At 73.5% G+C, this 18257-nt stretch carries 15 protein-coding genes and 1 tRNA gene; 9 read left to right on the top strand and 7 right to left on the bottom strand.

The genetic code is table 11. The features are described from left to right. Window positions 1-97 precede the first annotated feature (97 nt). From topA to ABEA53_RS14790, 5 genes are read left to right on the top strand one after another with little or no spacing between them, the layout of a single operon-like run. Complete coding sequence (gene topA, locus ABEA53_RS14810; protein WP_345482057.1) at window positions 98-2839, top strand: type I DNA topoisomerase; 2742 nt, start codon at window positions 98-100, stop codon at window positions 2837-2839. Further along, a complete protein-coding gene (tmk, locus tag ABEA53_RS14805; protein ID WP_345482056.1) occupies window positions 2840-3448 on the top strand; it encodes a dTMP kinase in 609 nt (202 codons plus the stop codon). Continuing rightward, window positions 3445-4629 (top strand): DNA polymerase III subunit delta', encoded by a 1185-nt coding sequence (locus ABEA53_RS14800; RefSeq protein WP_345482055.1) that lies wholly within the window; start codon window positions 3445-3447, stop codon window positions 4627-4629. The genes tmk and ABEA53_RS14800 overlap by 4 nt, the downstream gene beginning before the upstream one ends. Beyond that, a complete protein-coding gene (locus ABEA53_RS14795; RefSeq protein WP_345482054.1) occupies window positions 4626-6143 on the top strand; it encodes an alpha/beta fold hydrolase in 1518 nt (505 codons plus the stop codon). The genes ABEA53_RS14800 and ABEA53_RS14795 overlap by 4 nt, the downstream gene beginning before the upstream one ends. A 36-nt stretch (window positions 6144-6179) precedes the next feature. Continuing rightward, window positions 6180-6815, top strand: a complete 636-nt coding sequence (locus ABEA53_RS14790) for a TetR/AcrR family transcriptional regulator (protein ID WP_345482052.1) — start codon at window positions 6180-6182, stop codon at window positions 6813-6815. A 61-nt stretch (window positions 6816-6876) separates the two neighbouring features. Here ABEA53_RS14790 and ABEA53_RS14785 read toward each other — a convergent pair. Continuing rightward, window positions 6877-6949 (bottom strand) — tRNA-Thr (locus ABEA53_RS14785). Window positions 6950-7015: 66 nt separating this feature from the next. Here ABEA53_RS14785 and ABEA53_RS14780 point away from each other — a divergent pair. Genes ABEA53_RS14780 through ABEA53_RS14765 form a run of 4 tightly spaced genes read left to right on the top strand, consistent with a single transcriptional unit; the run spans window position 7016 to window position 11579 of the window. Next, complete coding sequence (locus ABEA53_RS14780; protein ID WP_345482051.1) at window positions 7016-8011, top strand: Gfo/Idh/MocA family protein; 996 nt, start codon at window positions 7016-7018, stop codon at window positions 8009-8011. Window positions 8012-8048: 37 nt separating this feature from the next. After that, window positions 8049-9458, top strand: coding sequence for a D-alanyl-D-alanine carboxypeptidase/D-alanyl-D-alanine-endopeptidase (locus ABEA53_RS14775; protein ID WP_345482050.1), 1410 nt, complete (start codon window positions 8049-8051; stop codon window positions 9456-9458). Between the two features lie 34 nt (window positions 9459-9492). Then, window positions 9493-10065, top strand: a complete 573-nt coding sequence (locus ABEA53_RS14770) for a nicotinamidase (RefSeq protein WP_345482049.1) — start codon at window positions 9493-9495, stop codon at window positions 10063-10065. Window positions 10066-10112: 47 nt separating this feature from the next. After that, window positions 10113-11579, top strand: a complete 1467-nt coding sequence (locus tag ABEA53_RS14765) for an NAD-dependent succinate-semialdehyde dehydrogenase (RefSeq protein ID WP_345482048.1) — start codon at window positions 10113-10115, stop codon at window positions 11577-11579. A 68-nt stretch (window positions 11580-11647) separates the two neighbouring features. On the opposite strand, the gene ABEA53_RS14760 is transcribed toward ABEA53_RS14765, so the two are convergent. From ABEA53_RS14760 to ABEA53_RS14735, 6 genes are all read right to left on the bottom strand, one after another. Then, window positions 11648-12409: an endonuclease domain-containing protein gene (locus tag ABEA53_RS14760; RefSeq protein ID WP_345482046.1), complete on the bottom strand. Its 762-nt coding sequence runs from the start codon at window positions 12407-12409 to the stop codon at window positions 11648-11650. Further along, window positions 12406-12546: a hypothetical protein gene (locus ABEA53_RS14755; RefSeq protein WP_345482045.1), complete on the bottom strand. Its 141-nt coding sequence runs from the start codon at window positions 12544-12546 to the stop codon at window positions 12406-12408. Before ABEA53_RS14755 ends, ABEA53_RS14760 begins: the two co-directional genes overlap by 4 nt. Before the next feature lie 154 nt (window positions 12547-12700). After that, a complete protein-coding gene (locus ABEA53_RS14750) occupies window positions 12701-14500 on the bottom strand; it encodes an ABC transporter ATP-binding protein (RefSeq protein WP_345482044.1) in 1800 nt (599 codons plus the stop codon). 67 nt (window positions 14501-14567) lie between these two features. Continuing rightward, window positions 14568-15797 (bottom strand): MinD/ParA family ATP-binding protein, encoded by a 1230-nt coding sequence (locus ABEA53_RS14745; RefSeq protein WP_345482042.1) that lies wholly within the window; start codon window positions 15795-15797, stop codon window positions 14568-14570. Between the two features lie 103 nt (window positions 15798-15900). After that, a complete protein-coding gene (locus ABEA53_RS14740) occupies window positions 15901-17310 on the bottom strand; it encodes an MFS transporter (protein ID WP_345482041.1) in 1410 nt (469 codons plus the stop codon). Between the two features lie 56 nt (window positions 17311-17366). Further along, window positions 17367-18098, bottom strand: coding sequence for an IclR family transcriptional regulator (locus tag ABEA53_RS14735; protein WP_345482039.1), 732 nt, complete (start codon window positions 18096-18098; stop codon window positions 17367-17369). Between the last annotated feature and the right edge of the window lie 159 nt (window positions 18099-18257).

Here is an 18257-nt window from a genome sequence, read left to right as displayed (position 1 = left end):
TCGGAGCCGTGTGTATGGTGTGCGGGACCGGCCCCGGGTCGAACCCGATGCAGGCCGGTCTCTGCGGGGCATCGCGGGACGAGCCGAGGAGGTGGCCATGCCCGGAAGCAAGAAGCTGGTGATCGTCGAGTCGCCGGCGAAGGCGAAGACCATCGCCAAGTACCTGGGGGACGGGTACGAGGTGCAGGCGTCGGTGGGGCACATCCGCGACCTGATCGAGCCCAAGAACCTGCCGGCCGAGCTCAAGAAGGGGTCGATGGGCAAGTTCTCCGTCGACGTCGAGAACGGGTTCGAGCCCTACTACGTCGTCTCCGACCAGAAGAAAAAGACGGTCGCCGACCTGAAGCGCGCGCTCAAGGACGCCGACGAGCTCTTCCTCGCGACTGATGAGGACCGCGAGGGCGAGGCGATCGCCTGGCACCTGCTCGAGGTGCTGAAGCCGAAGGTCCCGGTCAAGCGCATGGTGTTCCACGAGATCACCAAGGACGCGATCACGAAGGCGCGCGACAACACCCGCGAGCTCGACACCGCGCTCGTCGACGCGCAGGAGACCCGCCGCATCCTCGACCGCCTGTACGGGTACGAGGTCTCGCCGGTGCTCTGGCGCAAGGTCGGCCCCGGGCTGTCCGCGGGTCGCGTGCAGTCCGCCGCCACCCGGCTCGTCGTCGACCGCGAGCGGGAGCGACTCGCGTTCGTGTCCGCCTCCTACTGGGATGTGTCCGCCCGCTTCGCGCCGCAGCAGGGCAACGCCTTCGCGGCCCGCCTGCAGCGCCTCGACGGCAAGCGGATCGCCACGGGCAGCCGCGACTTCGACGACCGCGGCCGGCTGAAGACCGACGCGGTCGCCCTCGACGAGGCCGGCGCCCGGGCGCTCGTCGCCGCGATCGAGGCCGAGTCGCCGGAGGCGCGGGTCGTGTCGCTCGACACGAAGCCCTACCGCCGCCGTCCGGCCGCGCCGTTCACCACCAGCACCCTGCAGCAGGAGGCGGCCCGCAAGCTGCGCTTCAGCGCCAAGCAGACGATGTCGGTCGCGCAGAGCCTGTACGAGAACGGGCACATCACCTACATGCGCACCGACTCGCCCTCGCTGTCGTCGCAGGCGACGCAGGCCGCGCGCAGCCAGGCCGCCGCGCTGTACGGCCGGGACACCGTGCCGGACGCGCCGCGCCTGTACTCGGGCAAGTCGAAGAACGCCCAGGAGGCGCACGAGGCGATCCGCCCCTCCGGCGAGGTCTTCCCGACGCCCGACTCCCTCCGCGGCACGCTCACCTCGACCGAGCAGCGGCTCTACGACCTCATCTGGCGGCGCACCGTCGCCTCGCAGATGATCGACGCGACCGGTTCGACCGCCACCGTCGTGGTCGGGGTCGCCGCCGGCGGCCGGGACGCGGAGTTCTCCGCGAGCGGCACGGTCATCACCGTGCGCGGCTTCCTCGCCGCCTACGAGGAGGGCCGCGACGAGGGTCGCGACGCCGCCGACGAGGACGACGAGCGCCTGCCGCAGCTGGACAAGGGTCAGGCGCTGACCCCCTCCGAGCCCGTCGCCAACGGCCATGAGACGTCCCCGCCCCCGCGCTACACCGAGGCGAGCCTGGTGAAGAAGCTGGAGGAGCTCGGCATCGGCCGCCCCTCCACCTACGCCTCGATCCTCTCCACCATCGTCGACCGCAACTACGTGGTGCCGCGCGGCACCCAGCTCGTGCCGAACTGGATCGCGTTCTCGGTGGTCAAGCTGCTCGAGGAGTTCTTCACCGAGCTCGTCGCGTACGACTTCACGGCCGGCATGGAGAACGACCTCGACCGCATCGCGGACGGCGACGCCGAGCGGGTCGACTGGCTGCGCGAGTTCTACTTCGGGCACACCGGGCACCCCGGCCTGCGCTCGGTGGTGGACAACCTCGGCGAGATCGACGCGAAGAGCATCAACTCGATCCCCGTCGGCGAGGGCATCACCCTCCGGATCGGGCGGTACGGGCCGTACCTCGAGGTGCTCGAGCCCACCGAGCCGGTCGTCGACCCCGAGACGGGCGCCGTCGTCGAGGGCGAGCCGGCCGTGCGCCGGGTCAACCTGCCGCCGGACCTCGCGCCCGACGAGCTGACCGCCGCGAAGGCGAAGGAGCTCGTCGACGCGCCGCCGCAGGAGGACCGCGTCCTCGGCCAGCACCCCGAGACCGGGCGCTCGATCGTCGCGAAGGACGGCCGCTTCGGACCGTACGTGACGGAGATCGTCCCCGAGGACGAGCTGCCGAAGACCAAGACCGCGGCGAAGAACGCGCCGAAGGCGCGCACCTCGTCGCTCTTCAAGTCGATGTCGCCCGACACGGTCGACCTCGACACCGCGGTGAAGCTGCTCGACCTGCCGCGCACCGTCGGCGACGACCCCGAGAGCGGCGAGCCGATCACCGCGCAGAACGGCCGCTACGGGCCGTACCTGAAGAAGGGGACCGACACCCGCACGCTGCCCGACGAGGACGCGATCTTCACGGTCGACCTGCCCGGTGCGCTCGAGCTGTTCGCGCAGCCGAAGTACGGCGCCCGCCGCGCCTCCTCCGCGCTGAAGGAGTTCGACGCGGACCCGGTCAGCGGCAAGCCGATCCGGATCAAGGACGGCCGCTTCGGCGCCTATGTCACCGACGGCGAGACGAACGCGACGATCCCGCGCGGCGAGGACGTCGAGAGCGTCGACTTCGAGCGCGCCGTGCAGATGCTCGCGGACAAGCGCGCCAAGGGGCCCGCCCCGAAGAAGACGGCCGCCAAGTCGACCGCGAAGGCCAAGACCGCGACGAAGACCACCACCACCACGAGGAAGCCCTCGGCGCGCACCGCGAAGAAGGCCTAGGTGTTCCTGACGCTCGAGGGCGGCGACGCCGCCGGCAAGACCACGCAGGCGGTCGCCCTCGAGCGCTGGCTCACCGAGCGGGGCCGCACGGTCGTGCGCACCCGGGAGCCGGGCGGCACGGCGCTCGGCGCCGAGATCCGCGCGCTGCTGCTGCACGGCGGCGAGGTCGCGCCGCGCGCCGAGGCGCTGCTCTACGCCGCCGACCGCGCCCACCACGTGGCGACGGTCGTGCGCCCGGCGCTCGAGCGCGGCGACGTGGTCGTGCAGGACCGGTACCTGGACTCGTCCGTCGCCTACCAGGGCGCTGGCCGCGTGCTCGACGCCGAGGAGGTCCGCGGGCTGTCGACCTGGGCGACCGAGGGGCTGCTGCCCGACCTGACCGTGCTCCTCGACCTCGAGCCGGCGGTCGCGCGGCAGCGCCGGGGCGGCCGCGCGGCGGAGGACCGGCTCGAGAGCGAGCAGGACGATTTCCACGAGCGCGTCCGCACCGCCTTCCTTGCGCTCGCCGCGGCGTCGCCCGACCGGTTTGTCGTCGTCGACGCGGCCCTCCCCGAGCAGGAGGTCGCCGCGCGGATCCGCGCGGCCGTCGAGCCGCGGCTCGGCGCATGAGCGGGGTCGACGCCTACGCGGAGCTGGTGGGCCAGACCGCGGCGGTCGAGGCCGTCGCCTCGGCGGCGCGCGACGCCCACCGCCCCGACGGCGGCACGGGCGTCATGACGCACGCGTGGCTGATCACCGGGCCGCCGGGCTCCGGCCGCTCGAACCTCGCCTACGCGTTCGCGACCGCGCTGCTCACCGACCCGTCCGAGGACCGGGGCGCGGAGGCGGAGGACCGGGTGCGCGCGCAGGTCGAGGCCCGCACGCATCCCGACCTGGCCGTGCTCGCCTCCGACCGCGTCACGATCACCATCGACGAGGTGCGGCGGCTGGTCACCGCCTCGCAGTACTCGCCGTCGGTCGCGCACTACCGCGTCATGGTCGTCGAGGACGCGGACCGGATGACGGAGCGCACCTCGAACGTGCTGCTCAAGGCGCTCGAGGAGCCGCCCGAGCGCACCGTGTGGATCCTCTGCGCGCCGAGCGAGGCGGACCTGCTGCCGACGATCCGCTCCCGCGTCCGCGTCGTCCGCCTGCGGGTGCCTGAGCCCGCGGAGGTCGCCGGGCTGCTCGTGGCCCGCGACGGCGTCGATCCGGACGTCGCGCTGCGCGCGGCCCAGGAGGCGCAGAGCCACATCGGCATGGCGCACCGACTGGCCACGGACCCGGAGGCGCGCTCGCGTCGCGAGGACAGCATCCGCCTCGTGCTCGAGACCGACACGGTACCGCGGGCGGTGCGGGGTGCCGCGCGCCTGCTCGAGATCGCGAAGGCCGACTCCACCGCCCTCACGCAGGACCGCGAGGAGGCGGAACGGAGCAAGGCGCTCGCATCGATGGGCGTCGAGCCCGGCGCCACGGTGCCGCCGCAGCTGCGCAGCGTGCTGAAGCAGCTGGAGGAGGACCAGAAGCGCCGTGCCACCCGCGGGCTGCGCGACGGCGTCGACCGGGTGCTGGTCGACCTGCTGTCCGTGTACCGCGACGTGCTGCTCGTGCAGCTCGGCGCCGGGCTGCCGGCCGTGAACACCGCGTGGTCGGCGGAGGTGGCGGCGCTCGCCGAGCGGACCCGCCCCGCTGCGACCCTGCAGGTGCTCGAGGCGATCGCCGACGCCCGCCGACGGCTGCCGGCCAACGTGCCGCCGCTGCTCGCCCTCGAGGCGATGCTGGTCGGCGCCGCGCTCGCGAGAGCCGCGTGAGGCGCCTCCTCGCGGCGGTCGTCGCCGGCCTCACCGCGGTGCTGCTCGCCGGCTGCGGCCTCGTGCCGGCACCGGACACGACCAGCACCCCCGACGTCCGCGGGGTCGAGTCCTCGCTGCGGCCGTTCTACGGTCAGCGGATCGTCTGGAAGGACTGCGGCGGCGGCTTCCGCTGCGCGACCGCGCGCGCCCCGCTCGACTGGTCGCAGCCGGGCGGCGCGCGCATCTCCCTCGCCCTCACGATGCGCCCGGCCTCCGGGCAGCGCATCGGCACGCTGTTCACCAACCCGGGCGGCCCCGGCGCCTCCGGCGTCGACTTCCTGCGCGGCAGCGCGAAGGCCTTCTACGACCAGGCGCTGCTCGACCACTACGACCTCGTCGCGTGGGACCCCCGCGGCGTCGGCGCCTCGCACCCCGTCGACTGCTACGGCACGAAGCAGCTCGACGAGTTCCTGTTCAGCGACCCCGACCTGCCCGAGGGCAGCGCGGCGCTGCGGAAGGACGTCGTCGACGACGGCATCGCGTTCGGCAGGGCGTGCCTCGCGAAGACGGGACCGCTGCTCGCGCACGTCGGCACCGAGGACACGATCCAGGACCTCGACATGCTGCGGGCCGCGTCCGGCGAGGCGAAGCTCGACTACTTCGGCTTCTCCTACGGCACGTACATCGGCGCGCTCTACGCCGACCGCTTCGGGCCCCGCGTCGGCCGGATGGTGCTCGACGGCGCCGTGGACCCCTCCCTCTCCACGTTCCAGGAGTCGCTCGCGAACACGAAGGCGTTCGGCGCGGCCTTGAAGGCGTACCTCGCGAGCTGCCTGCGGCAGGCGGACTGCCCCTTCGCCGGCAGCGACGTGGACGGCGCCGTCGACCGCGTCGCCACGCTGCTCGTCTCCCTGCGGACCTCCCCGCTGCGCGCCTCCGACGGCCGTGAGGTGAACAGCGCGGTGCTGCGCACGGCGATCGACGCCGCGCTGTACGACGAGGGCGCGTGGCCGGCGCTGACCGCCGCGCTCACCGACCTGCTGCGCGGGCGCCCCGACGCGGTGCAGTCGCTGGCCGACAGCTACGTCGACCGCGGCCCGAAGGGGTACACGGACAACCTGTTCGAGGCGATCTACGCGGTGAACTGCCTCGACAAGCCCGCGACGACGGATCCCGCGGCGCTGCGGGAGGAGGGGGAGCAGCTCGACGCGGCCGACCCCCTCCGCGCGGCCGACAACACGGACGCCCTCGGCGACCCGGTGTGCGCGAACTGGCCGGTGCCCGTGCAGGGCGAGGTGCGGCGGGTGACCGCGAAGGGCGCACCGCCGATCGTCGTGCTCGGCACGACCGGGGATCCGGCCACGCCCTACGCGTGGGCGCGGAGCCTCGCCGGACAGCTGCCCGGCGGCGTGCTGCTCACCCTGCGCGGCGAGGGGCACACCGCGTACCGGAACCGCGTGCCCTGCATCAACGAGCGGGTCGACCGCTTCTTCGTGTCGGGCGCGGTGCCGTCGGCGATCACCTGCGGTTGAGCAGCGAAGTTTGCAGTGCGTGCAAGAATTGATGCCGTGACCGACACCGCCGCTCCGGGGCTCCGCGAGCAGAAGCGCCTCGCCACGAAGCGCGCGCTGCAGATCGCCCTCCTCCGGCTCGCGCTCGAGCGCGGCTTCGACGACGTGACGGTCGAGGAGGTGACGCAGAGCGCGCAGGTGTCCGTGCGCACCTTCTTCAACTACTTCGCCTCGAAGGAGGAGGCGCTCGCCGCGCAGCACGGCCCGGCCGAGCTGACGGCGGAGGAGGTCGCGCGCTACGCCGACGGCGCGGGCGACCCGCTGACCGACCTCGTCGTGCTGATGGCCGAGCGCGCGTCCGGCGAGGAGGACTTCGAGCTGCACCACCTGCGCCGCGAGCTCATGCAGCGCGAGTCGCGCCTGTTCAGCGACAAGGCGACGCAGATGCAGCGGATCCGCGAGCAGATGATCGCGCTGGTCGCCGAGCGGCTGCGCGCCGACGAGCTCCACGCGGGCCGCATGCCCGACGAGAGCGCGCTGCAGGACCGCGCGGTCTTCACGGTGCTGCTGTGCATGACCGTCGCCCGGCACGGCTGGGGCAGCTGGGCCTCCGGCGAGGGCGCCGCGACGCTCGGCGAGTGCATGCTCGGCGCGCTCGACGAGTTCCGCGAGATCGCGGCCGCGACCCGCTGACCCGTTCCCGCCTGGACGACGAACGCCCGCCCCTCTGCGAGGGACGGGCGTCCGTGCTCCGGGCCGCCTCGGGGAATCGAACCCCGGACCTATTCATTACGAGTGAATCGCTCTACCGACTGAGCTAAGGCGGCATGCTGCCCGGACGAGTGTAGTGGACGATCGGCCGCGCCTCAGTACGGCGGCGGTAGCGTGCCGTCGTGTCCGACTCGCGCCCCGGTTGGGGAATCCTCGCCACCGGCGGCATCGCCGCAGACTTCACGCGCGACCTGCGGGTCGCCGGACTGCGCGTCGCCGCGGTCGGCAGCCGCACAGAGGAGCGGGCGGAGGCGTTCGCGGCGGAGCACGACGTGCCGCACGCCCACGGCTCGTGGCAGGCCCTCGCCGACGACCCCGCGGTCGACGTGGTCTACGTCGCGACGCCGCACTCGAGCCACGCGGAGCCCGCGCTCGTCGCGCTCGAGGCCGGCAAGCACGTGCTCGTCGAGAAGCCGTTCACGCTCAACGAGGCGGAGGCGCGCGAGGTCGTCGACTTCGCGGAGTCCCACGGCCTCGTCGTGCTCGAGGCGATGTGGACGCGGTGGCTGCCGCACATGCTCGAGATCCACGAGCTGCTCGACGCCGGAGCGATCGGCGACCCGCAGCTGCTGATCGCGGACCACACCCAGTCGGTGCCCACGGACCCGCACCACCGGATGAACGCGCCGGAGCTCGGCGGCGGCGCGCTGCTCGATCTCGGCGTCTACCCCGTGTCGTTCGCGCACGACCTGTTCGGGGAGCCCGAGGACGTGCTCAGCGCCGCGGTGATGACCGAGACCGGCGTCGACCGCCGGGTGTCGGCGACGCTCGTCCACGAGAGCGGGGCGCACGCCTCCCTCGTCACCGCGCTCGACCTGGCCGGCCCCAACCGTGCGACGGTCCTCGGCACCGAGGGGTCCATCGAGATCGACGCGACCTGGTACGCGCCCACCTCCTACACGCTGCTCGACCGGCAGCGACCGGTCGTGCGCCGGTCGCACCCGGAGGTGGCCGGCCGCGGCATGCAGTTCCAGGCGCTCGAGCTCGAGCGCCTGCTGCGGGAGGGGCGCACCGAGAGCGAGCGGATGACCCACGAGGGCACGCTCGCCGTGATGCGCACCCTCGACCGGATCCGCTCCTCCATCGGCCTCGTCTATCCGCAGGAGTCGGCGGGGTGACCCGGCGCCCCCGTCCGGGGCACCTACCCTGACGGTCATGCGCAGCCGGTCCGCCCTCGCCGCCACGGGCGGCGTCGTCCTCGTCGGCCTCGTCGCGGCCGGATGGGCGTCGGGCCTCGCCCTGGGGGAGCCCCTGCCCGCCGCCGCGACCAGCAGCGCCGCCGCACCGGTCAGCGCGGCGAGCACCGAGGCCGCCCGCACGAGCACCCCGACGCCCACGAGCACCCCGAAGGCCACCGCGAAGCCGAAGGCCGTCGCGCGCACCTGCTCCGTCTCCGGCGCGGCGCGCGACGCCCGCCTCGTCCACTTCCAGGGACAGGTGCGGAACGCGCGCACCGGCGAGGTGCTGTTCGACCGCAAGGGGTCCAAGGCGTCGCGCGCCGCGAGCGTCATGAAGGTGCTCACCTCCGCCGCCGCCCTGCAGGTGCTCGGCCCCGATCACCGCCTCACGACGCGGGTCGTGGAGGGGAAGCGCCGCGGCGAGATCGTGCTGGTGGGCGGCGGCGACGTCACCCTGTCGCGCACCCCCGCCGGCACGCGCACCGCCTACGCCGGCGCCCCGCACCTGTCGACCCTCGCGAAGCAGGTCAAGCGGGCCTGGGCGGCCGCGCACCCGGGGCGGCCGATCACGCGCATCGTGCTCGACAGCTCCTACTTCGGCGGCCCGACCTGGCAGCCGACGTGGAACACGAAGGAGCGCCCGCTCGGCTCCACGCCGAAGATCACCGCGCTCATGGTCGACGGCGACCGCGCGAACCCTGCGCTCAACACCTCCCCGCGGGGCACCGACCCGATCGGCCGCGCCGGTTCCGCGTTCGCCTCCTACTTCGGCGGCGCCTCGGTCTCCCGCGGCGTCGCCCCCTCGGGCGCCCGCGTGCTCGGCACGGTCCGGTCGCAGCCCGTCAGCACGCTCGTCCAGCAGGAGCTCGTCGTGTCCGACAACACGATCGCGGAGGCGCTCGCGCGCGTCACGGCGATCGAGGCGGGCACCGGGAAGACCTTCTCGTCGATCGACGCCGCCGTGATCCCCGCCCTGCGCACCTACGGCGTCGAGCCCAAGGGCGTGCGCGTCGTCGACGGCAGCGGCCTCAGCGACGACAACCGCATCCCGCCCGCCTACCTGACGAAGCTCATGGTGAAGGTGCTGCACGAGTCGAAGGGGCTCGGACCCGTGCTCGCCGGTCTGCCGGTCGCCGGCCGCACCGGCTCCCTCGCCTACGCCGACCGCTTCGCCGGTGCCGCCTCCCGCGCCGACGGCAAGGTGCGGGCGAAGACCGGCTGGATCGACACCGGGTACACGCTCTCCGGGATCATCCGGGCGAAGGACGGCACGCCGCTCACCTTCGCGTTCTACGCGCTGGGGAACGTCAGCCCCTCCGCCAAGCAGGCGCTCGACTCCCTGACCGCCGACGTGTGGTCGTGCGGGAACCGGCTCTCGAACCGCTGACCCGCTCCCACCCCGGTGGCATGAGGATGGGGTCATGAGCCGCGCGCTGCTGATCGTCGACGTCCAGAACGACTTCACCGAGGGCGGGGCGCTCGGCGTCGAGGGCGGCGCCGCGATCGCGGCCGGGATCACCGAGCACCTCCGTGCGCACCGCGACGACTACGCGCTGGTCGTCGCCTCCCGCGACTGGCACGACGGCGGGAACGACAACGGCGGGCACTTCGCGACGGCAGCGGCCCCGGACTTCACGGTCACCTGGCCGGTGCACTGCGTCGCCGGCACGCCGGGCGCCGACTACCACCCCGCGATCGACGCGGATGCGATCGACGTGCACGTGAAGAAGGGGCAGGGGCGCCCCGCGTACTCGGCGTTCGAGGGCACCACCGACGACGGCCGGAGCCTCGCCGAGGTGCTGCACGAGCGCGGCGTCACCGATCTCGACGTCGTCGGTATCGCCACCGACTACTGCGTGCGCGCCTCCGCCCTCGACGCGCTCGAGAGCGGTGAGCGGGTCCGCGTGCTGACCGACCTCGTCGCCGGCGTCGCGCCCGCGACGAGCGCCGCGGCGATCGAGGAGTTCCGCACCGCGGGCGTCGAGGTCCGCTGAGCGGCCCGCCTCCTCCGCCTCCGTAGGATCGCCTGCCGGGAGGTGTCATGTCCGGACACGACGAGGCCGCCCTGCTGGCAGGACTGCCGACGGGGCTGCTGATCAACGGCGAGTGGCGCGAGGCCGCGGGCGGGAAGCGGTTCGACGTGCTCGACCCGTCGACCGGCTCCGCGCTCGTCTCCGTCGCCGACGCGAGCCCCGAGGACGGGATCGCCGCGCTCGACGCCGCGGTCGCGGTCCAGGACGAGTGGGCGGCGACGGCGCCGCGCACGCGCTCGGAGATCCTCCGCGGCGCGTGGCAGCTGATGCAGGACCGCAAGGACGACCTCGCGCTGCTCATGACGCTCGAGATGGGCAAGCCGCTCGCCGAGGCCGCGGGCGAGGTCGTCTACGGGTCGGAGTTCTTCCGCTGGTTCGCCGAGGAGGCCGTGCGGATCACCGGGCGGTACGGCGTGAACCCGGAGGGGTCGGGGCGCACGATCGTCTCGCAGCACGCCGTGGGGCCCTGCTACTTCATCACCCCCTGGAACTTCCCCCTGGCGATGGCGACGCGCAAGATCGGCCCCGCGCTGGCCGCCGGCTGCACCGTCGTCGTGAAGCCCGCGGAGCTCACGCCGCTGACCACGCTGCTGACCGCGTCGATCCTCGAGGAGGCGGGCCTGCCCGCCGGCGTGCTGAACGTCGTGCCGACGACGTCCGCGGGTGCGCTGACCGAGCCGATCCTCGCCGACTCCCGCCTCCGCAAGCTCAGCTTCACCGGCTCGACGCCGGTCGGCAAGCGGCTGCTGGCGCAGGCGGCGGAGAACGTGCTGCGCACCTCCATGGAGCTCGGCGGCAACGCGCCGTTCGTCGTGTTCGACGACGCGGACGTCGACGCCGCGGTGACGGGCGCGATGCTCGCGAAGTTCCGTAACGTGGGGGAGGCCTGCACGGCGGCGAACCGCTTCATCGTGCACGAGGCGGTCGCCGACGAGTTCGCGGAGAAGCTCACCGCGAAGGTCGTCGCGATGAAGGTCGGGCGCGGCACCGAGGACGGCGTGCAGGTCGGCCCGCTGATCAACGGCGCGGCCGTCTCCAAGGCCGACGACCTCGTGAGGGACGCCGTGGAGCGGGGCGCCGAGGTGCGGCTCGGCGGCGGACCCGTCGACGGGCCGGGCACCTTCTACGCCCCGACCGTGCTCGACCGGGTCGACGCGGGCAGCGACATCCTCCGCACCGAGATCTTCGGGCCGGTCGTCTCGATCGTCCGGTTCTCGCAGGAGGCGGACGCGGTGCGGATCGCGAACGACACGGAGTACGGCCTCGTCTCCTACGTCTTCACGAAGGACCTCGCGCGTGGCCAGCGGATGATCGACCGCCTGCAGACCGGGATGATGGGGCTGAACGTCGGCGTGATCTCCAACGCCTCCGCGCCCTTCGGCGGCGTCAAGCAGTCCGGCGTCGGCCGCGAGGGCGGCTTGGAGGGGATCCACGAGTACCTCTCGACGAAGTACACGATGACCCCCGCCCCCTGAGCCCCGCTCTTCACCTTCACGGAGTTCTGGCGCGGCTTCGCCGTTCCAGAACTCCGTGAAGATGGAACTCACACGCGGGAGAGGGCATCCGCGATGCGGTCGACGACCTCGTCGAGGTGGAACACGATCTCGTCGTAGGTGAACCGCAGGACGACGTACCCGAGGGAGCGGAAGAAGGCGTCGCGGACCGCGTCCTGAGCCGGGTCGTGGAACGCCTCCCCGTCCGCCTCGACGATCAGGCGCTCACCGACGAGCAGATCGACGAACCGTCGCCCATCAGGCGAGAACTGCAGTGCGAGGGGGCCGATCGCTCGGCGCTCCAGCCCGAGTCGCAGCAACGTCTCGAGGCAGCTGCCCGCGAGCGGGTCCACCAGCCGGAGGAGACGCTGCTTCCGTCGCGGAAGCAGCCCGGTGAACGACTCGTAGTCGTCGTGCGACAGGATCGGCTCGCCCTCCCGCGGTCGACGCAGTGCCGCGTCGAGTGCGGCGACGAACCACTCCTCGGGGACGCAGTCGAGCAGCTGGAGCAGCGTGTCCACGAGTGCCGTGCGCCAACCGGCGGCAGGGCGCAGCAGCGCCGACCAGTGGAGCTCGACCTCCGGGTCCTCGCCCGCCTTCACCTCCCAGGTGCGATCGCGGTCGTGCCTCAGGTGGCTCGCTCCGGGTGCGACGGCGACGTGGAGCCGCTGCCCGGCACCGGGAGGCACGGGAAGGCCCCAGGCGTCGGCCGCGGAGACGCAGCCGAGCACACCGCCCACGCGGATCGCGTGCTTGGCCTGCCAGGGCAGGTTCGGGTCGACGAACCAGGAGTTGCGAGGGCGCTCGATCACCCCGCGCCGGAAGATCCGGCGACCTGATGCCGTGTCAGGCCTGCAGCGAGGAACGAATCGATCCAGGCAACGCCGCCGTGATCGATCCGCACCTGCTGCGCGACGCCGTCCGCTGCCGACCAGTCCCTGTGCGCCATGACGGAATCCTCAGCCGCCGCCTACGGCTGCAAGAACTCGGCAGCGGACGTCGCCCTGGGGAGGAACGGATACCCGCCTCGTTCTTCATCGTTACGGAGTTCTGGCGTGGGCTCCGCCCGGCCAGAACTCCGTGAAGATGAAAGACGGGAGGGGCTAGACGAGGAGCTGGGTGGCCGCGAGCTCGCGGTAGAGGGGGCTCGTCTCCAGCAGGGTCTCGTGGCGACCCGCGGCGACCACGCGGCCGCCGTCGACGACCACGATCTGGTCCGCGTCGACCACCGTGGACAGGCGGTGCGCGATGACGATCGTCGTGCGACCCTCGCCCGCCGCCGCGAGGGAGTCGCGCAGCAGCTGCTCGTTGCGCCCGTCGAGGTTCGACGTCGACTCGTCGAGCAGCAGGATCGGCGCGTCGGCCAGCAGCGCCCGCGCGATCGCGAGGCGCTGGCGCTCGCCGCCGGACAGCAGCACCCCCTCCTCGCCGACCTGCGCGGCCAGGCCGTCCGCGTGCTTCAGCACGGTCGCCCGCAGGTTCACGGCGTCGAGCACGCGCAGGCAGTCCTCGTCGGTCGCGAGCGGTGCCGCGAGCACGAGGTTGTCGCGGATCGTGCCCGCGAGCGCTGGGGCGTCCTGCTCGACGTAGCCGAACTGGGCGCGCAGCACCTCGCGGGGGAGGCGGCGGAGGTCGATCCCGCCCAGTCGCACGGCGCCGCCGTCCACGTCGTAGAAGCGCTCGAGCAGGGACAGCATCGTGCTCTTGCCGGCGCCGGAGGGGCCGACGAGCGCGGTGCGGGTGCCGCGCGGCACCGCGAAGGTCACGTCGTGCAGCACGTCGACCCGCGCGCCGTCCTGGCCGCGGTAGCCGAACGACACGGCGTCGAACTCGACGGCGGGGGCGTCGGGCCGGCCGGACTCGATCGCCAGGTCGGCGGGGTCCTCCGCGGTCTCGGACGGCAGCGCCAGCACCTCCGAGATGCGGCCGAGGGCGCCCAGCGCGCTCGCCACCGACGCCGCGGCGCCGAACGCGTTGCCGAGCGGCATCACCATGAGGAACAGGAACAGGAGGAAGGCGACCAGGCTGCCGATGCCGATCGCGCCGGAGGCGACGCGGAACCCGCCGACGCCGATCACGACGAGGAACGCCAGGTTCAGCGTCAGCGAGGCGACGGGCACCACCGGCGCGGACGCCTTCGCGACCTCGAGGCCCGCGCCCCACGCGCGTCGAGCGCCCTGCAGCACCGACTCCGTCTCGCGGTCCGTGGCCCCGGAGGCGCGGATCGTGCGGACGGCGGAGATGGACCGCTCGACGTCGGCGGTCAGCGCGCCGACCGCGTCCTGCTGCTTGCGGCTCGCGACGCGGATGCGCCTCGCCAGCCCGCCGACGACCACGATCGCGAACAGGACGATGAGCACCGTCAGGCCGAGCAGCACCGGGTCCAGGATCGCCATGCCGATGATCGCGCCGACGAAGGTGAAGACGCCGCCGACCGCGTCCACGAGGCCCTGCGTCAGCACGGCGTACAGCAGCGTCGTGTCCGTGCCGACCCGCGCGACGAGGTCGCCCGTGCGGCGCCGGTCGAAGTCCGCGACCGGCAGGCGCAGCAGGTGGCGGATGAGCCGCGTGCGGGCGGTCAGCACGACGGAGGTGCCCGTGCGCTGCAGCAGGTAGTGCTGCACGCCGGAGACGACGGCGCCGACCGCGACCAGGGCGGCGATGAGCCCCACGACGCCGCCGAGCGGCTGGGAGCGCTGCACGCGCGTCACCACCTGCTGCACGAGCAGCGGCTGCGCCAGCGAGAGGCCCGCGCCGAGCACGCTGAGCACGATCACGACGACGATCGCCGCCCGGTGCTCGGACAGGTAGGGGAGGAGGTCGCGGAACCGGGCGCGGGGGCCCTCCTCCTTGACCCGGCGGAACCCGCGGCGGGGCGCGGCGGCGGCGGTGCTGGTGGACATCGTTCCTATGATCCTCGGCTCCGCGGGCCGTTCGTGCCGCCGGGGGCGATCGGCGCGGCTCGGGTCGTCACATCCCCTGGGCGACGGACGCGGCGACCTGGAGCCACGCCTCCCGCGTCGCCGGCGCCAGCGCGCCGAACTCGATCGGGCCGCCGCCCACGAGCGCCGGGTCGTACGGCACGTGCAGGACGCTGCGCGTCAGCTGGTCGAAGTGCGCGTGCAGCCGCTTCGCGAGGGCCGGGTCGCTGTTCAGGGCGGGCGCGGCGAGCACGGTGACCGCGTTCTGCACCTTGCGCTCGTGCCCCTTCTCGCGCAGGCCGTCGATCAGCCAGGCGGCGGACGCGGCGGTGTCCTCGCGCTCGGTCGAGACGATCACGAGCTGGTCGGCGGTGTCGACGGCGGCGGTCCAGTTCGAGGCGCGCATGTTGTTGCCGGTGTCGACCACGATCACGCGGTAGAACCGCGCCAGCGTCGCGTGCAGCCGGCGGAACGCCAGGTCGTCGATCGTGGAGGAGGCGGCCGCGTCCTCGTCGGAGGCCAGCACGTCGAACTGGCTGTCGGCCTGGTCGCGCACGTACCGGTCGAGGTCCCCGACCCGCTGCAGGCCGGTGTCGCCGAACCGGTTGAGGTCCGTCAGCAGGTCGACGGCGGTCCGGTTGTGGGAGGTGCTGCCGGCGCGCCAGCCGAGCGTGCCGCGCGTCTCGTTGTTGTCCCAGGCGAGCACGTAGCCGCCGCGGTGCACGCCGAAGGTCGCGGCGAGCAGCAGGGTTGCGGTCGTCTTCTGCGCCCCGCCCTTCGGGTTGATCACCACGACGGTGCGCGGAGCGCTGAAGGAGCGCCGCACCTGCTGGATCGCCGCGCGGTGCCGCACCTCGGCGGCTCCCGGGGACAGCCGCAGGCCGGTGGCGCGGGCGACCCGCCCCCGCCAGCCCTGCGCCGCGGGCGGCTCGGGCGCTGCCGGCCGGGCGGTCAGCAGGTCCTGCACGGTCGGTGCGCGGCGGGCGGGCGTCGGTGCTGCCGGACCCGCCGCGGGCGACGGGGGCGCCGCCCCGGTGAGCGGCTCGACCACGCCGCTCGGGTGCACCCGCAGCACCTCCGCGCCGCCGGCCTCCTGGTCGAGCGCGAGCTCGACGGGGCGTCCGCGCTCGTGCGCGAGGTCGACCAGGCGCGCGACGATGACGCGCTTCGTCACCTCCGGCTCCCAGCCCGCGAGCTCCTCCGAGCGCCCGGCCACCGTCACGGTGCCGCGACCGTCCGCCGCGATGCGGGCCTCGATGCGGTCGACGGGATCGGTCATCGTGGTGCTCTCCGGGGGTGGCTGCTGGGTCGCGTCCTGGTCGGGACCCGCCCTGCCGCAGCGGGCGGGGCGGCGCCTGGCGCGCGGATGGATGCGGGGAGGGTCAGGGCGCGGCGGCCGCCTCGGCGATCGAGGCCTCGACCAGGTCGACGTCGCGCGTCTCGCGCGTGAGCAGCAGCGCGATGAACGTGATCACCGCGGCGCCGGTCAGGTACAGGCCGACGCGCAGGATGTCGCCGTCGCGCTGCCAGAGCAGCACGGCCACGATCGGGGCGAGCGAGGCGCCGAGGATGCTCGCCACGTTGTACGCGATCGCGGAGCCGGTGTACCGCACGTTGGTCGGGAACAGCTCGGGCAGCAGTGCGCCCATCGGGCCGAACGTCAGGCCCATGAGCGCGAGGCCGACCGCCAGGAACGCGGTCGTGACGACGGGGCTGCCGGCGCTGCCGCCGAACCAGGCCTGGAACGTCAGCCCGAAGACGGCGATCAGGCCGGTGACGACCAGGAGCGTGGGGCGGCGGCCGAAGCGGTCCGCGAGCAGGCCGGCGACCGGGGTCAGCAGGCCGAAGAACACGACGCCGACGATGAGCATCACGAGGAAGTCGTTCCGGAGGTAGCCGAGCCCGACCTGGAACCCCTCCGGGTCGAACGGCTTGCCCGCCGCAGCCGCAGCGGCGGCTCCCTCGGTGACGGTCCGCTTGGCGGTGCCGTAGGTCAGGGTGAACGTGGTCATGAAGTAGAAGAGCACGTAGGTCGCGACCATGATGAAGGTGCCGAGGATCAGCTGGCGCCAGCTGGAGCGCAGCACCCGGCCGAGCGGCACGCGGGCGCGGGTGCCCGTCTCGAGCGTCTTCCGGAACGCCGGCGTCTCCACGAGGCGCAACCGCACGTAGAGGCCGACGATCACGAGCAGCGCGGACAGCAGGAACGGCACGCGCCAGCCCCAGGCGGAGAACGCGGCGTCGTCGATGGTCAGCGAGAGCACCAGGAACAGCGCGTTCGCGAGGATGAAGCCGATCGGCGCACCCAGCTGCGGGAAGGTGCCGTAGATCGCCCGGCGGCCGCGGGGCGCGTTCTCGGTCGCGAGCAGGGCGGCGCCGCTCCACTCGCCGCCGAGGCCGATGCCCTGCGTGAAGCGCAGCACCGCGAGCAGCACGGGCGCCGCGATGCCGATCGAGCCGAAGGTCGGCAGCGCGCCGATCAGGAACGTGGCGATCCCCATCACGAGCAGCGAGGCGACGAGCGTCGCCTTGCGGCCGACGCGGTCGCCGAAGTGGCCGAACAGCACGGACCCGACCGGGCGGGCGAGGAACGCCAGTCCGAAGGTGACGAACGACGACAGCTGCGCGGCCGCCGGGCTGTCGTTGGGGAAGAACAGCGCCGGGAACACGAGTACCGCGGCCGTCGCGTAGACGTAGAAGTCGTAGAACTCGATCGAGGTGCCGACGAGGCTCGCGATGATCACCCGCCCGCGCGTGTTCACAGCGGTGGGATCAGCGGCGGTCGTGGACATGCGGGACTCCGTCGGTCGCGGTCGGACCGTGGAACCCTATCGGCGGTGCGCGCCGGTCAGCGGATGATCGGGATCGCCCCGGTCGGCGGTGCGCCCATGGCCCGGGCGATGCTGCGCGCGGTCGTGAGCACGACCGGCGCGAGCGAGCGGGGCGAGCCCGGCGCGTTGTTGATCGCGACGGCCGCCACGACCTCCTCGCCGACGACGACGGGCGCCGCGACGGAGACGGTGCCGGCCTGGTTGCTGCGCAGCTCCAGGTGGCCCTGGCGGCGGGCGACCTCGACGGCGGCGCGCACCTTCGCGACGGCGCCGGGGGTGCCGTCCCAGCGCCGCTCGAGCGGCCCCTCGAGCACGGCGTCCGCGACGGGCTTCGGCGCGGAGGCGAGCAGCACGAGGCCGCTGCAGGAGGCGTGGGCGGGCAGGCGGGCGGGGCCGCGACCGGGCTCCGCCGTGCCGATGCGGTCGACGACGACCGTGTCGGTGCCCTCGAGCACGACGAGCTGCACCGGCTGACCGGTGACGTCGGAGAGGTCCTGCAGGTACGGGTGCGAGACGTCCTGCGGCGCGACCTCGCGGGGCGCGAGGGAGACGAGCTCCTGCACGTGCGGCCCGATGCGGAACCGGCCGGAGGGGAGGCGTTCGAGCAGGCGCTCGTTGACCAGCTGCCCGGCGAGCCGGTGGGTCGTCGTGAGGGGCAGCTCGGCGCGGTCCGCCAGCTCGGTCAGCGACAGCTCGGGACCCTCGGCGCCCGCGAAGGCGTCGAGCACGCCGACGGCGCGCCCGAGCACCGAGCGGTCGCGCTCGTCATCCGTCCGCTGCTCCAGAACCTGCTCCGATCTGTCCTCGACTGCGGGAGTCTAAGAGGGTTTCCGCGCCGGACGGGGCCCGCACGAGGCCTCCGCGTCCGCTGGGCGACCGTCGACCGTTATGCGGATGTTACACGGCGG

This window comes from Amnibacterium soli, assembly GCF_039544415.1.
In the GTDB taxonomy this organism is placed as follows: domain Bacteria; phylum Actinomycetota; class Actinomycetes; order Actinomycetales; family Microbacteriaceae; genus Amnibacterium; species Amnibacterium soli.
The sequence above is the reverse complement of the archived record's forward strand: the minus strand, read 5'-3'. Positions and strand labels throughout refer to the sequence as shown.

What these genes read in the sequence shown, in the direction of transcription:
- ABEA53_RS14765 (WP_345482048.1), top strand. Translation starts at nt 10,113, where the DNA reads ATGTCCGGACACGACGAGGCCGCCCTGCTGGCAGGACTGCCGACGGGG.
- ABEA53_RS14740 (WP_345482041.1), bottom strand. Translation starts at nt 17,310, where the DNA reads ATGTCCACGACCGCCGCTGATCCCACCGCTGTGAACACGCGCGGGCGG.
- ABEA53_RS14770 (WP_345482049.1), top strand. Translation starts at nt 9,493, where the DNA reads ATGAGCCGCGCGCTGCTGATCGTCGACGTCCAGAACGACTTCACCGAG.
- ABEA53_RS14800 (WP_345482055.1), top strand. Translation starts at nt 3,445, where the DNA reads ATGAGCGGGGTCGACGCCTACGCGGAGCTGGTGGGCCAGACCGCGGCG.
- ABEA53_RS14745 (WP_345482042.1), bottom strand. Translation starts at nt 15,797, where the DNA reads ATGACCGATCCCGTCGACCGCATCGAGGCCCGCATCGCGGCGGACGGT.
- ABEA53_RS14755 (WP_345482045.1), bottom strand. Translation starts at nt 12,546, where the DNA reads ATGGCGCACAGGGACTGGTCGGCAGCGGACGGCGTCGCGCAGCAGGTG.
- ABEA53_RS14775 (WP_345482050.1), top strand. Translation starts at nt 8,049, where the DNA reads ATGCGCAGCCGGTCCGCCCTCGCCGCCACGGGCGGCGTCGTCCTCGTC.
- ABEA53_RS14750 (WP_345482044.1), bottom strand. Translation starts at nt 14,500, where the DNA reads ATGTCCACCAGCACCGCCGCCGCCGCGCCCCGCCGCGGGTTCCGCCGG.
- topA (WP_345482057.1), top strand. Translation starts at nt 98, where the DNA reads ATGCCCGGAAGCAAGAAGCTGGTGATCGTCGAGTCGCCGGCGAAGGCG.